The organism is Stenotrophomonas sp. YJH_SMC_8 (genome assembly GCF_059371315.1).
In genome coordinates this window covers 1-12,219 of record NZ_JCAFUL010000007.1, presented here as the reverse complement: position 1 = coordinate 12,219, position 12,219 = coordinate 1, and the positions used below count along the sequence as shown (strand labels likewise).

General features: G+C 67.5%; 9 protein-coding genes. 2 read left to right on the top strand and 7 right to left on the bottom strand.

All coding sequences use genetic code 11. From position 1 onward, the window contains the following. Positions 1-23: 23 nt before the first annotated feature. Genes AC5P88_RS10255 through AC5P88_RS10235 form a run of 5 tightly spaced genes read right to left on the bottom strand, consistent with a single transcriptional unit; the run spans position 24 to position 4,294 of the window. Positions 24-458 carry a hotdog fold thioesterase gene (locus AC5P88_RS10255; protein WP_005407542.1) on the bottom strand — a complete coding sequence of 145 codons (435 nt, stop codon included), beginning with the start codon at positions 456-458 and terminating at the stop codon, positions 24-26. A gap of 10 nt (positions 459-468) precedes the next feature. Continuing rightward, positions 469-2,520, bottom strand: coding sequence for a phospholipase D family protein (locus AC5P88_RS10250; RefSeq protein ID WP_495224967.1), 2,052 nt, complete (start codon positions 2,518-2,520; stop codon positions 469-471). Continuing rightward, positions 2,517-3,134, bottom strand: a complete 618-nt coding sequence (locus AC5P88_RS10245) for a YceI family protein (RefSeq protein WP_099552524.1) — start codon at positions 3,132-3,134, stop codon at positions 2,517-2,519. Before AC5P88_RS10245 ends, AC5P88_RS10250 begins: the two co-directional genes overlap by 4 nt. 4 nt (positions 3,135-3,138) lie before the next feature. Then, positions 3,139-3,615, bottom strand: a complete 477-nt coding sequence (locus AC5P88_RS10240) for a SixA phosphatase family protein (protein WP_005407539.1) — start codon at positions 3,613-3,615, stop codon at positions 3,139-3,141. A gap of 49 nt (positions 3,616-3,664) precedes the next feature. Further along, the gene (locus tag AC5P88_RS10235) at positions 3,665-4,294 is read right to left on the bottom strand and encodes a ParA family protein (RefSeq protein ID WP_049446080.1); all 630 of its coding nucleotides are present in this window, start codon (positions 4,292-4,294) and stop codon (positions 3,665-3,667) included. A 122-nt stretch (positions 4,295-4,416) separates the two neighbouring features. Here AC5P88_RS10235 and AC5P88_RS10230 point away from each other — a divergent pair, with 122 nt between their 5' ends. Further along, complete coding sequence (locus AC5P88_RS10230; RefSeq protein ID WP_076738898.1) at positions 4,417-5,901, top strand: AAA family ATPase; 1,485 nt, start codon at positions 4,417-4,419, stop codon at positions 5,899-5,901. A 587-nt stretch (positions 5,902-6,488) separates the two neighbouring features. On the opposite strand, the gene AC5P88_RS10225 is transcribed toward AC5P88_RS10230, so the two are convergent. Beyond that, positions 6,489-7,124 carry a tetratricopeptide repeat protein gene (locus AC5P88_RS10225; RefSeq protein WP_495224966.1) on the bottom strand — a complete coding sequence of 212 codons (636 nt, stop codon included), beginning with the start codon at positions 7,122-7,124 and terminating at the stop codon, positions 6,489-6,491. Positions 7,125-7,295: 171 nt separating this feature from the next. Between AC5P88_RS10225 and AC5P88_RS10220 the strand changes: the two genes are divergently transcribed. After that, entirely contained in the window at positions 7,296-10,982 is a 3,687-nt protein-coding gene (locus tag AC5P88_RS10220) for an indolepyruvate ferredoxin oxidoreductase family protein (protein ID WP_495224965.1), read from the top strand. Between the two features lie 84 nt (positions 10,983-11,066). Here the strand turns inward: AC5P88_RS10220 and AC5P88_RS10215 are convergent, their stop codons facing one another. Further along, positions 11,067-11,681: a DUF938 domain-containing protein gene (locus tag AC5P88_RS10215; protein ID WP_495224964.1), complete on the bottom strand. Its 615-nt coding sequence runs from the start codon at positions 11,679-11,681 to the stop codon at positions 11,067-11,069. Between the last annotated feature and the right edge of the window lie 538 nt (positions 11,682-12,219).

Here is a 12,219-nt window from a genome sequence, read left to right as displayed (position 1 = left end):
GCCGTCAACAAGCCCCGGGAGGCTCAGCCGTGACCGGCAGCCACCACCGCCAGGGTCAGCCGTGAGATGCATACTAGGCGGCCCTGCTCGTCCTCGATGCGGATCTCCCACAGCTGGGTGCTGCGGCCGACGTGCAGCGCGCGGGCGGTGCCGGTGACCGTGCCCGAGCGCACGGCGCGCACGTGGTTGGCGTTGATCTCCAGGCCCACGCAGACCTGCTTGCCGGTATCCACGCACAGGTTGCCTGCGCTGCTGCCCAGGGTCTCGGCCAGCACCACCGAGGCACCGCCGTGCAGGATGCCGTAGGGCTGGCGGGTGCGCTCATCCACCGGCATGGTGGCCTGCAGCCAGTCCTCGCCGGCGGCGCTGAAGACGATGCCCAGGGATTCAATCGCCGTGTTGCGGCTGAGCGCGTTGAGCTGCTCGATGGAAACGGCTTCGCGGAAGACCTGGGCCATGCGGGTACCTTCAGAGGATGGGAACGAGACCGGCGCCGAATGCGGTCAGCATGCGCACCAGCAGCCACTTCGGGCCGACATTGACTTCGGGGAAGTCGCCGACGGCGACGTAGCAGCGATGGAAATCAGGATCCTGCCGCGGCAGCGGCTGCGGGCATTCGGGGCCGGGCTTGAACTCGTAGTCGGTGGCGTAGCGCCACGGCCAGAAATCAAGGATGGGCAGCGCTTCGGAAGCCTTGCCGACGCTGTAGTTCAGCCCCGACAGCACCGGTGGCTTGGCCCGTGGCGCCACCGTCCAGGAGTTCTGCGGGTGGGTGTCACGCAGGATGCTCTGCGCCAGTTCCTCGGCAAAAACCGGGTCGTCGATGATCACCGCGCCTTCGGTGTTGTAGTTCTCGCTGCGCGGATCGAAGTTGTGGGTGCCGACCACGCCGATGCGGCGGTCGACCACCAGCGACTTGGCATGCAGGCCCATGCGCGCGCCCTTGCGGGTGACCGGCAACGGCTTGTTGACCGCTTTGCTGCCCAGGAACGACGGCCGCGTCTCGGTGCGCAGCAGGCGCGTTTCCACCTCGCTGCCGGCGGCGCGACGGCGCGCGCGTGCGTTGTCGTAGGCACCGTCGCTGTGGCGATGGTTCAACGGGCCCTGCTTGCTGCCTTCACCCGAACCACTACTGCTGCCACTGCGTGCGTTGCTGCCGGCGGCACTGCCACCGATCAGCGGGTTGCGGTCGCCCTCGTCTTCCCCCCCGGGCACGGCAATCGGGTCCGGCAGCAGGTTGCGGTAATCGACCGGCGCATCCAGCGGGAACGGCTTGTATTCGAAGATGTTGAAGCCCAGTTCGCGCATGTTGCGCCGCTTGTACTTGTACGACAGCGCATACACGATCGGGTTGTCGGTCGCTGCCAGGCTGTTGCTGGACACCACCACGCGTGGTGGCTGCGGGCGCTTGCGCAGTTCACGGAACAGCTTCTGCGCCGGCTTGGACAGCACCAGGTACGGCGTCTGCAGGATCACTTCCTTCTGTGCACTGGCGATCAGCGCATCCAGCTGTGGCTCGGTCACATGCTGGCCGGCCAGCGGTGCATCGGCCTTCTCGCGGCGATGCTTGCGTGGCAGGTCGGCCACGTAGCGTACCGAAGCCACTGGTAGCGCGGTATCGACGAAGGAACGGGTGACGAACTCGGTGTCGTTGGCTTCGGCGCTGACCCGCTGTACCCGTTCCGGGCGGCGGAAGGTGGCCGGTGGCAGCGTTGGCACGCCTTCGCGCAGCAGGGTGCGGCCCACGTCGTTCAGGCGCTCGGCCGGGACACTGCGGTGGGCGCGCCAGAACGCGTCGAAGTTGGCCGCCATCGCACGTGCTTCCGGGCCGGCGATCAGCACATCGCGGTCGCGGAAGTTGTACTCGCGGTCCCAGTCGTAATAGTCGTCCTGGTAGTTGCGGCCACCGACCACGCCGATCGCATCGTCGATCACCAGCAGCTTGTTGTGCATGCGCTGGTTGAACCGGCGGAAGCAGCACAGCACGCTGCCGGCATAGTCGAAGTAGTTCAGCCGGGCCTTGCCGAAGGTCGGGTTGTAGACCCGCAGCTGGAAGTTCTGGTGCGCACCGGACAGGGCGCCGAGGATCTGCAGGTCGGAGATCGCCGAGAGCTGGTCGATCAGCAGGCGCACCTTCACCCCGCGGCGCGATGCGGCCAGCAGTTCATCGATGACCAGGCGGGCGCTGTCGTCCTTGTCGAAGATGTAGGTCTGCAGGTCGATGCTGCGGGTGGCACTGCGCAGCAGGTTCAGGCGTGCGACCAGGGCGCCCTCGCCCTCATCGAGCAGGGTGGCGTAGTGGCGCGGTCGTTCCGGGGTGGATTCGGTGAACGCCCGGCCCGCCAGCGCACGCAGCGGCGAGTCCTGGGCACAGCGGTCGGCACGCTGGCAATCAACCACGGTCGAACGTGCCTGCACGGCGATTGCCTCGGCGCGGTCGCGCTCGGCATTCGACAGCGATGCACAACCGCTGCCCAGCAACACGGTTGCCAGCGCCAGTACACGCAGCAGGAGGTTCACGGTTTCGGCGCCTCGCTCAGGCGCGCACGCAATACGAAAGTCACTCGGTCACTCAAGGCAAGCTGCCAGCTGTCCATGCCGTACCGGCCTCGCTGCACGGTACCGCGGCTGACGACGTCGCAATCATAGCCGGGTCGGGCACACTCCGCCTTCTCGACCTTCAGTGTCTCGGGGTGGCTGATCCCGCGCAGGGTCAGCCGGCCGTTGATGTCGCCACCGCTCTCCACGGTTTCCGGCCAGTACGGCAGCGAGTCGAACTCGACCACCGGATGGCGGCCGGCATCGAAGAACTCCTCGCCGCGCATCCAGCCGGTGTAGCGTGATTTTCCCGGAATCTCGACCGAGCGCGTGAACATCTTCAGGTGCACCTGGTGGCGGCCGTCGGAAAGGATCTCGATGCGCCCTTCGAAGTGCGGGAACAGGCCTTCGATACGCTGCCCGAAGCGGGTGCGCACCTCGAAGCCGATCTGCGAACGCTGGGTATCCAGGCGCATCACCCGGTGCGCCTCGGCGACCACCGGTGGCAGGGTGGTCGGCGTGGGCACGGCGGCCCAGGCCGGGCCGAGTGCCAGCAGCGCGGGCAGCAGATAGCGGCTGCGCCGCGCCAGGCTCATCGGATCACGGCCACCAGAATGCGTTCAGGCTGGCCACGCCTGGCTCGATCGAGGCCTCACGCGGGAAGCCGAGCACGGCGATGCCGGCCGGCGGCATGCCGCGGTAGTCGCTGCTGGTGCCCTCGGTCATCAACGCCACCAGCCGCTCCAGGCCCGGGTTGTGGCCGACGATCAGCACCCGGTCGAGATCACGGCGGTCGTCCACCAATGCCGCCAGGGTGCCGGGGGTGGCTTCGTAGATGCGGTCTTCCAGGCGCTTTTCCACGTAACCGATGGTGCCGAGCACGGCTTCCAGGGTTTCGCGGGTACGCCGCGCCGGTGAACACAGCACGCAGTCCGGCAGCAGGTTGTTTTCCTTCAGCCACTTGCCGGCGGCTTCGGCTTCGGCCAGCCCCACCGGCGACAACGGCCGGTCGAGGTCGGCCTGGCCGGGGGTAGCCGGTTCGGCATGGGCATGGCGCAGCAGGATCAGTTCACGCATCGCGGGTTTCCATGAAGAAGAGGATGCAGCAGAAAGAGTGACGCAGGCATCAAAGCTTGAGCCAGGACAGCAGCGGCTCCCAGTCGGCCTGGTGCTCGCGCACCTGGGCGGAGCGGTAGTCGAACAGGCTGCGGCCGAGGCCGGTCATGACCACGTAGCTCTGGCTGTCACGCAGCTGCGCGACCACCGGGTACGGCCATTCGGCCAGCATCTGCAGCGCCTGCTGCGAGGTCTGGGTCCAGGGCTTGGTGCGGTTCAGGACCAGCCCGACCGGCAGCTTGCGGCTGTGCACCCGCGGGTTCTGGGCCAGGCTGTTGAGGAAGCCGACGATGGCTTCGATGTCCAGCGCCGAGGGCAGCACCGGCACCACTACCGCGTCGGCAGCGTCAAGGAAATGGGGGATATCGTCGGCCAACGCACCAGCTGGTGCGTCGATGATGACGGTTTCGGTGCCGTCGGGCAGCTTCTGTGCCCACTGCTTCTTCCGATACACATCAATGGGGAGCACCGCGCTTTCCAGCCCGGCACGCCGTTGTGCCCAGCGGGTGCTGGAGCCCTGCGGGTCGGCATCGGCGATCACCGTGGCCTTGCCCTGCAATGCCGCGTACGCGGCCAGGTGGGTGGCGACGGTGGTCTTGCCCACCCCGCCCTTGGAACCGGCCACCAGGATCGTCTTCATGCCAGCCTCGCTTCCGGGTACGTGCCCCGAGCGTACACCGGCGGTGGTGACGGGAGGTAGCACCGCGCTGAACCTGCGGCCATCCCTTTGCTATCGTGGCGCCCCCGAAGGATCGAACCGGCATGAGCGAGCTGCAGGACCTGAGCGCACTGATCCGCGCCAACACCCCCCTGATCGTGATCGAGACCCAGGACGAGGGTCGCATCGTCGACCTGTTCCGGCAGACGCTGATGCACGTCTGGCGGGCGCTGCACCGGTGGTCGATCACCGAGGGCCTGCGCCGCATCGACCTGGACAGCGAAGATCCGCCGGCCGGGCCACCCGACGCCAGCGCGGCCCTGCAGATGATCCGCCAGGCCGAGCAGCGCGGGGTCTACCTGCTTCTCGATTTCCACCCCTACCTGGGCTATGCCAGCCACCAGCGCGCCCTGCGCGACCTGATCCAGCGCCGCCACAGCGAACCGCACGTGCTGGTTCTGATCGGCGCCAAGGTCGAACTGCCGGCCGAGCTGGAAGCGCTGGCGGTACGCTTCAACCCACGCCTGCCCGACGCCAACGCCCTGCTGAAGATGCTGCGCGAAGAGGCCGATGCCTATGCCCGCGAGCATGGCGGCCGCCGGGTCGAGGTCGACAGCGAAGCGGTGAAGAAGATCCTGAAGAACCTGCAGGGCCTGAGCCTGGTCGACGCCCGCCGCATCGCGCGCCAGCTGATCTACGCCGATGGCGCGCTGCGCGACGACGACCTGCCGCAGCTGGCACGGCTGAAATTCGAGCTGCTCAACCGCAGCGGGCACCTGTTCTTCGAGCATGACAGCGCGCGCTTCGGCGACGTGGCCGGCGCCAACCGGCTCAAGCGCTGGATCAACCAGCGGCGGGTGGCGTTCATCGCTGGCTCCGCACCGGCCGGGCTGGATCCGCCGCGCGGCATGCTGCTGCTGGGCGTACAGGGCTGCGGCAAGTCGATGCTGGCCAAGGCCACCGCTGCCGGCTTCGGCGTGCCATTGCTACGCCTGGACGTGGGTGCGCTGTACAACAAGTACCACGGCGAGACCGAGGCCAACCTGCGCCAGGCCCTGGCCTCGGCCGAGCAGCTGGCGCCCTGCGTGCTGTGGATGGACGAAATCGAGAAGGGCCTGGCCAGCGGTGGCGAAGACGGCGGCGTGTCGCGCCGCGTGCTCGGCCATCTGCTGACCTGGATGGCCGAGCGCAAGGCACCGGTGTTCATTGTGGCCACTGCCAACCAGGTACACGAGCTGCCTGCCGAGCTGCTGCGCAAAGGCCGCTTCGACGAGATCTTCTTCGTCGACCTGCCCTCGCCAGAGGTACGCGTGGAGCTGCTGCGGCTGCACCTGGGCCGGCGCCAGCTCAATGCCGACGACTTCGCGCTACCGGCGCTGGCGGCTGCCGCCAATGGGTTCTCCGGCGCCGAGATCGAGCAGGCGATCGTGGCCGGGCTGTACGCGGCGCATGCCGAGGGCCGGCCGCTGGATACCGAGCTGCTGATGAACGAGATCCGCGCCACGCGGCCGCTGTCTGTGCTGATGGCCGAGCAGGTGGAGGCCCTGCGGGCGTGGGCGTCGGGGCGGACGGTTTCCGCGGACGATTGAGTTTTCCCGCGAACGGCGCAGCCCCTCGTGGTTGATCGCTCAAAGCAACAGCCGTGGTTGGCCGGGCGGGGCGGGTTCGCGGGGGACGCCGTAAACCCATCCATGGGGGCTTGGCCGCGGCATCCATGCCGCGGACACCCCCGCGAACCCACCCCGCCCGACTTCTGACGGTTTCCGGGGGCGATCAGCCACGTAGAAGAAAGAAGAAGAGCAAGAGCAAAAGCAGAACCGGTTGGCTGGCCGCTTTTTTGTAGAGCCGAGCCCACGCTCGGCTGCTCTTCGATCAGATTTCCAGTATTCGATTCCGATGCAGATTCATCCACGCATGGCGTGGATCTACCGTGTCGACCAAGGTCGACACCTACCAACAGCAGCGTCGAACCTTCAGAGGTGGGGTGGTGTGGGTTGGCAGGACCGTTGGCGCCATGGATGGCGCCATCGAGCCCCCAGGGACGGGTTTACGGCGTGTCCTGCCAACCCACACCGCCCCGCCATCCCTCGGATTGCCCGCTGTTGCTGTTGCTTCGGCTGTTGCTTCGGCTGTTGCCTCTGCGGGTGCCGGGTGCAACCCGGCCGGACCCCCTCCCTCAGGGCCAGGCCGGCGGGGCAGCCACCCACGCCTGCTGCACTTCGGCCAACGACGCACGCTCATCCTCGCGCCATTGCGGCAGCAACTGCGCATAATTGGCACTGGTGCTCCATTGCGACGGCTCGGTGCGCACCGCCGCGGCATACCACTGCACCGCTTCCTGTTTCTGCCCCATCCGCCATAGCGCCAGCGCATAGGTCGGTGGCACCCAGCTGGGCTTGCTGCGTGCATTGCCGGCCGATGACAGCCATTGCTCCAGCGCGGCCTCCGGCTTGCCCTGGCGCAGCAGGTCCCAGCCGTAGTTCCAGCGCACGCTGCGGCCCGCGCTGCTCTGTGCCGGTGCCTCCTTCAATGCCTCGCCGTACAGCTGGTCGGCCAGCTCGGCACGGCCCTGGGTGCTGGCCACCGAAGCCAGCTGCACGGTGGCTTCCACCGCGCGCCGGCCGCGCTCGCGCAGCCTCACCAGCTGGGTGACCAGCTCATCGCCCTCGCCCTGCATCGCCACCATCGGTGCCGCTGCCAGGTCGCTGTCGAAGTAGAACTCCTGTGGTACCGGCATGGCCGGCGCGGCCCACGCCGTGACCGCTCCCGAGGCCAGCAGCACGCTGGCCAGGATCTTTCCTGGAACTGACATCCCTTCTCCCCAGGCTGCACAACCGCAGCCTCCCTCTCTCGCCCCGATCCTAACCCCAGCAGCGGCGCGCGCGCGAGTGCCGGGACCACCACGGCCCCGCTGCTACAATTCGCGCCTTTCCCGCCGCGTGCCTGCACGCGGCCGGTGCCAGCCGATCCTACCGGGCCAGCCATGACCAGTACCGCGCAACTCACTTCGCCCTCTTCCGCCGACCTGCTCGACCGTGATTACACGCTCGACCACAAGTACACCCGCAACGAGGGGCGGATCTACCTGAGTGGCGTGCAGGCGCTGGTGCGGCTGCCACTGATGCAGCGCCTGCGCGATGCCGCCGAAGGCATCGACAGCGCCGGCTTCGTCAGCGGCTATCGTGGCAGCCCGCTGGGTGGCTTCGACCTGGAACTGTGGCGCGCGCGCAAGCATCTTGAAGCGGCGAAGGTGAAGTTCACCCCTGGCCTGAACGAGGATCTGGGCGCCACCATGGTGTGGGGCACCCAGCAGACCAACCTGTTCCCCGGCGCCAACGTGCAGGGCGTGTTCGGCATGTGGTACGGCAAGGGCCCGGGCGTGGACCGCTGCGGCGACGTGTTCAAGCATGCCAACGCGGCCGGCACCTCGCGCTACGGCGGCGTGCTGGCGCTGGCTGCCGATGACCATGCCTGCCGCAGCTCGACGCTGCCGCACGGCAGCGAGGACGAGTTCGTCAGCGCGATGATGCCGGTGCTGAACCCCGCCGGCGTGCAGGACATCCTGGACATGGGCCTGCTGGGCTGGGCGATGAGCCGTTACACCGGCCGCTGGGTCGGCTTCAAGACGATCGCCGAGACGGTGGAATCGTCAGCCTCGGTGCAGGTCGATCCGATGGCACGCCGCATCGTGCTGCCGGAAGATTTCGAGATGCCGTCGGGTGGCCTCAACATCCGCTGGCCGGATCCGCCGCTGGACCAGGAGATGCGCCTGCACCGCTATGCGGTGAAGGCCGCGCAGGCGTTCGCCCGCGCCAACGGCATCGACAAGGTGGTGATGGATGCGCCGCGCGCGCGGCTGGGCATCGTCACCACCGGCAAGAGCTACCTGGACGTGCTGCAGGCGCTGGAATACCTGGGCCTGGACGAAGCGGCGTGCGCCGACATCGGCATCCGCGTGTACAAGGTCGGCATGACCTGGCCGCTGGAGCCGGAAGGCATCGCGCGCTTCGCGCAGGGCCTGGAAGACATCATCGTGGTGGAAGAGAAGCGTGCCTTCATCGAGCGCCAGATGAAGGAGCAGTTCTTCAACTGGCCGGCCAGCTGGGGCCGGCGCCCGTCCATCGTCGGCAAGTACGACGAGAGCGGCGAGTGGATCCTGCCGTCCACCGGCGAACTGACCCCGGCCACCATCGCCGGCGTGATCGGCCGCCGCATCCAGAAGTTCTTCAACAACGAATCGATTGAGCAACGCCTGCAGTGGATGCAGGAAAAGGAAGCCGAGCTTGCGTTGCCGCGCGCCAGTTTCCCGCGCGTGCCGCACTACTGCTCCGGCTGCCCGCACAACACCTCCACCCAGGTGCCGGAAGGGTCGCGTGCGCTGGCCGGCATCGGTTGCCATTACATGGTGACCTGGATGGACCGCAGCACCGACACCTTCACCCACATGGGCGGCGAAGGCGTGACCTGGGCCGGGCAGGCGCCGTTCACCGACACCCCGCACGTGTTCCAGAATCTGGGCGACGGCACCTACTTCCATAGCGGTTCGCTGGCGATCCGCCAGGCAGTCGCCGCCGGGGTCAACATCACCTACAAGATCCTCTACAACGATGCGGTAGCGATGACCGGCGGCCAGCCGGTGGACGGACCGCTGAGCGTGCCGGACATTGCAAAGCAGATGCGCGCGGAAGGCATCCACACCATCGTGGTGCTGTCGGACAACATCGGCAGGTGGACCGGCCAGCGCGAACATTTCCCCAGCGACGTCGAGTTCCACGACCGCAGCGAACTGGAGGAGGTGCAGAAGCGCCTGCGTGAAGTGAAGGGTGTTTCGATCCTGATCTACGAACAGACCTGCGCCACCGAGAAGCGCCGTCGCCGCAAGCGCGGCAAGCTGGAAGACCCGCAGAAGCGCGTGCTGATCAACTCGCTGGTCTGCGAAGGCTGCGGCGACTGCGGCAAGAAGAGCTTCTGCGTGTCGGTGCTGCCGAAGGAAACCGAGTTCGGGCGCAAGCGCGAGATCGACCAGTCCAACTGCAACAAGGACTATTCCTGCGTGAACGGGTTCTGCCCGAGCTTCGTCACCGTGCACGGCGGCCAGCCGCGCAAGGGCAGCAAGCGTGATGCCTCCACGCTGCTGGACAACCTGCCGGCGCCGACCATCCGCGGCACGCTGGAACAGCCCTGGAACATCCTGATCACCGGCGTCGGCGGCACTGGCGTGGTGACCATTGGCGCGCTGCTGGGCATGGCCGGCCACCTGGAAGGCAAGGGCGCGACCGTGCTCGACCAGACCGGACTGGCACAGAAGGGTGGCGCGGTGACCACGCACATCCGCATCGCACGCCGCCCGGATGACATCCACGCCGTGCGTATCGCCGCCGGTGAGGCCGACCTGGTGCTGGGCTGCGACATGGTGGTGGTCAACGACTACTGGGCACTGTCCAAGGTGCGCGCCGGTCGTTCGCAGGTGGTGCTGAACACCTACGAAGCGATGCCGGGCACCTTCACCACCCGTCCGGACATGCAGTTCCCCGCCGCCGACATCGTCGCCGGCGTGCGCGTCGCACTGGGCGGCCAGGAACCGCTGCTGCTGGATGCTACCCAGCTGGCCACTGCGCTGCTGGGCGATGCCATCGCCGCCAACCTGTTCATCCTCGGCTACGCCTGGCAGCAGGGCCTGGTGCCGCTGTCGTTCGAGTCGCTGATGCGCGCCATCGAGTTGAACGGCGCGGCCGTGGCGATGAACCAGAAGGCCTTCGCCTGGGGCCGCCTGGCGGTGGTCGATCCGCAGGCCGTGCAGCAGGCCGCCGGTCTGGTGCGCAACCGCCACACCGATACCGAATCCACCCCGGGCCCGCTGCACCCGCTGCCGCCGGGCGAGTGGGAAGGCAACGAGTGGGGCGCCACCGCGGCGCCGCGCAACACCGGTGACGAACGCGAACTGCGCGGCCTGCCCTCGCATGGCGGCGACGTGGCGTTCCTGCCGCTGGACGACGCACGCCTGTCGCGTTCGCTGGACGAAATGATCGAGCGTCGCGCCGCCTTCCTGGTCGAGTACCAGGATGCCGCCTATGCCAACCGCTACCGTGATCTGGTGGCACGCGTGCGCGCCACCGAGGCCGACCGCATCGGCGGTTCCACCGCACTGACCGAGACCGTGGCCCGCTACCTGTTCAAGCTGATGGCCTACAAGGACGAGTACGAAGTGGCGCGCCTGTACACCAGCGGCGACTTCCAGCGCCGCCTGCAACAGCAGTTCGAGGGCGACTACCAGCTGCGCTTCCACCTGGCGCCGCCGCTGTTCGCGAAGAAGGACGAGCAGGGCCGGTTGCTGAAGAAGGAATACGGCCCGTGGATGTTCAAGGCGTTCGGGCTGCTGGCGAAGCTGAAGTTCCTGCGCGGCGGACGCTTCGATGTGTTCGGTCGCACCGAAGAGCGCCGCATGGAACGCAAGCTGATCGGCGACTACGAGGCGACCGTACAGGTGCTGCTGGATGGCTTGGATGACGACCGCCTGGCGCTGGCGGTGGAGATTGCCAGCATTCCCGAGCACATCCGCGGCTTCGGCCACGTCAAGGAAGCCCACTTCGAACAGGCCAAGGCGCGCGAGGCCGCCCTGCTGGCGCAGTGGCGGAACCCGAAGGCGCTGCATATCGTGCAGGTGGCGTAACGCCGCGAAACAGGTAGTGCCGGCCGCTGGCCGGCATCCATCCTGGCAATCGAATGCCGGCCAGCGGCCGGCACTACCGGCGGTTTACCCCAACCGCCACAACAGCAGCCGGTTGTTGGCCGGCATCACCACGTCGCCCAGGCGGGTGAAGCCATTGTCGGCCGCCAGCGCCTGCACCGCTTCGCTATCGCGGATACCGCTGCGGGGGTCGCGCGCCTTCAGCCAGCCATCGAACTGCGCGTTGCTGTCGCTGGTGTAGCGGCCGCCGTAATTGAACGGACCGTAGACCGCCAGCAGCGCGCCACGGCGCAGCACCGGTGGCAGCGCGGCGAACAGCGCCTGTACGTGGTCCCAGCTCATGATGTGCAGCGTGTTGGCGCTGAATGCGGCGTCGAAGGTGCTGCCCTGTGGCAGGCTGAGCCCCGGCGCCGGAGGCAGTTCCACCTGCAGCGCCAGCGGCGGCAGCAGATTCAGCAAGGCCGCTTCGGCACGCCATGCCTCGATGCCAGGCAGGTGGTCCGGATGATCACTGGGCTGCCAGCGCAGCCACGGCCAACGCTCGGCGAAGAAGGCAGCGTGCTGGCCGGTGCCGCTGCCGATTTCCAGCACCCGGTGGCGGTCGCCCATCCATGGGTCGAGTGCGGCAGCGATCGGCTCGCGGTTGCGCTCGCAGGCTTCTGAATACGGCTTGCTCGACATCAGGACGGGGTCCAGGCGGGGTCGGCCCCATTGTGCACGAGGGGGTGTTGCTCGACAGGGCTGCGCCCTGCACCCGCCGAAGCCGGAGCCAGAGCAACTTCAAAAACTGGCATTCCGTGTGTTGGCGGGGTGGGCCCGGTTGCGGGGGACGCCGTAAACCCGTCCTTGGGGGCTTGGCCGCGGCATCCATGCCGCGGACACCCCCGCAACCGGACCCACCCCGCCTTCGACAGCTTTCTGCGGTCTGTTGGAATGGCTCTTGGGGTCAGATCCGTTTTCCGTAGGAAAACGGATCTGACCCCGGATTCATTTCGATATCTGACAGATTGTGTCGACCAAGGTCGACACCCACCAACAGCACACGGAACCTGTCGAAGGTGGGGCGGTGTCGGATTGCGGGGTGTCAGCCGCATGGATGCGGCTGCCAAGCCTTATCTGATCGGAATCTGGCAGCGTAGGTGCCGAGAGCCGGCGTGGGCCGCCGTACAAGCCTGGATCTCGACGATCGCCATGTAGCTTGGCGCCCACGCCGGAATCT

Coding starts and splice junctions, on each gene's coding strand:
- AC5P88_RS10255 (WP_005407542.1), bottom strand. CDS start 458: ATGGCCCAGGTCTTCCGCGAAGCCGTTTCCATCGAGCAGCTCAACGCG.
- AC5P88_RS10245 (WP_099552524.1), bottom strand. CDS start 3,134: ATGAGCCTGGCGCGGCGCAGCCGCTATCTGCTGCCCGCGCTGCTGGCA.
- AC5P88_RS10240 (WP_005407539.1), bottom strand. CDS start 3,615: ATGCGTGAACTGATCCTGCTGCGCCATGCCCATGCCGAACCGGCTACC.
- AC5P88_RS10235 (WP_049446080.1), bottom strand. CDS start 4,294: ATGAAGACGATCCTGGTGGCCGGTTCCAAGGGCGGGGTGGGCAAGACC.
- AC5P88_RS10230 (WP_076738898.1), top strand. CDS start 4,417: ATGAGCGAGCTGCAGGACCTGAGCGCACTGATCCGCGCCAACACCCCC.
- AC5P88_RS10225 (WP_495224966.1), bottom strand. CDS start 7,124: ATGTCAGTTCCAGGAAAGATCCTGGCCAGCGTGCTGCTGGCCTCGGGA.
- AC5P88_RS10220 (WP_495224965.1), top strand. CDS start 7,296: ATGACCAGTACCGCGCAACTCACTTCGCCCTCTTCCGCCGACCTGCTC.
- AC5P88_RS10215 (WP_495224964.1), bottom strand. CDS start 11,681: ATGTCGAGCAAGCCGTATTCAGAAGCCTGCGAGCGCAACCGCGAGCCG.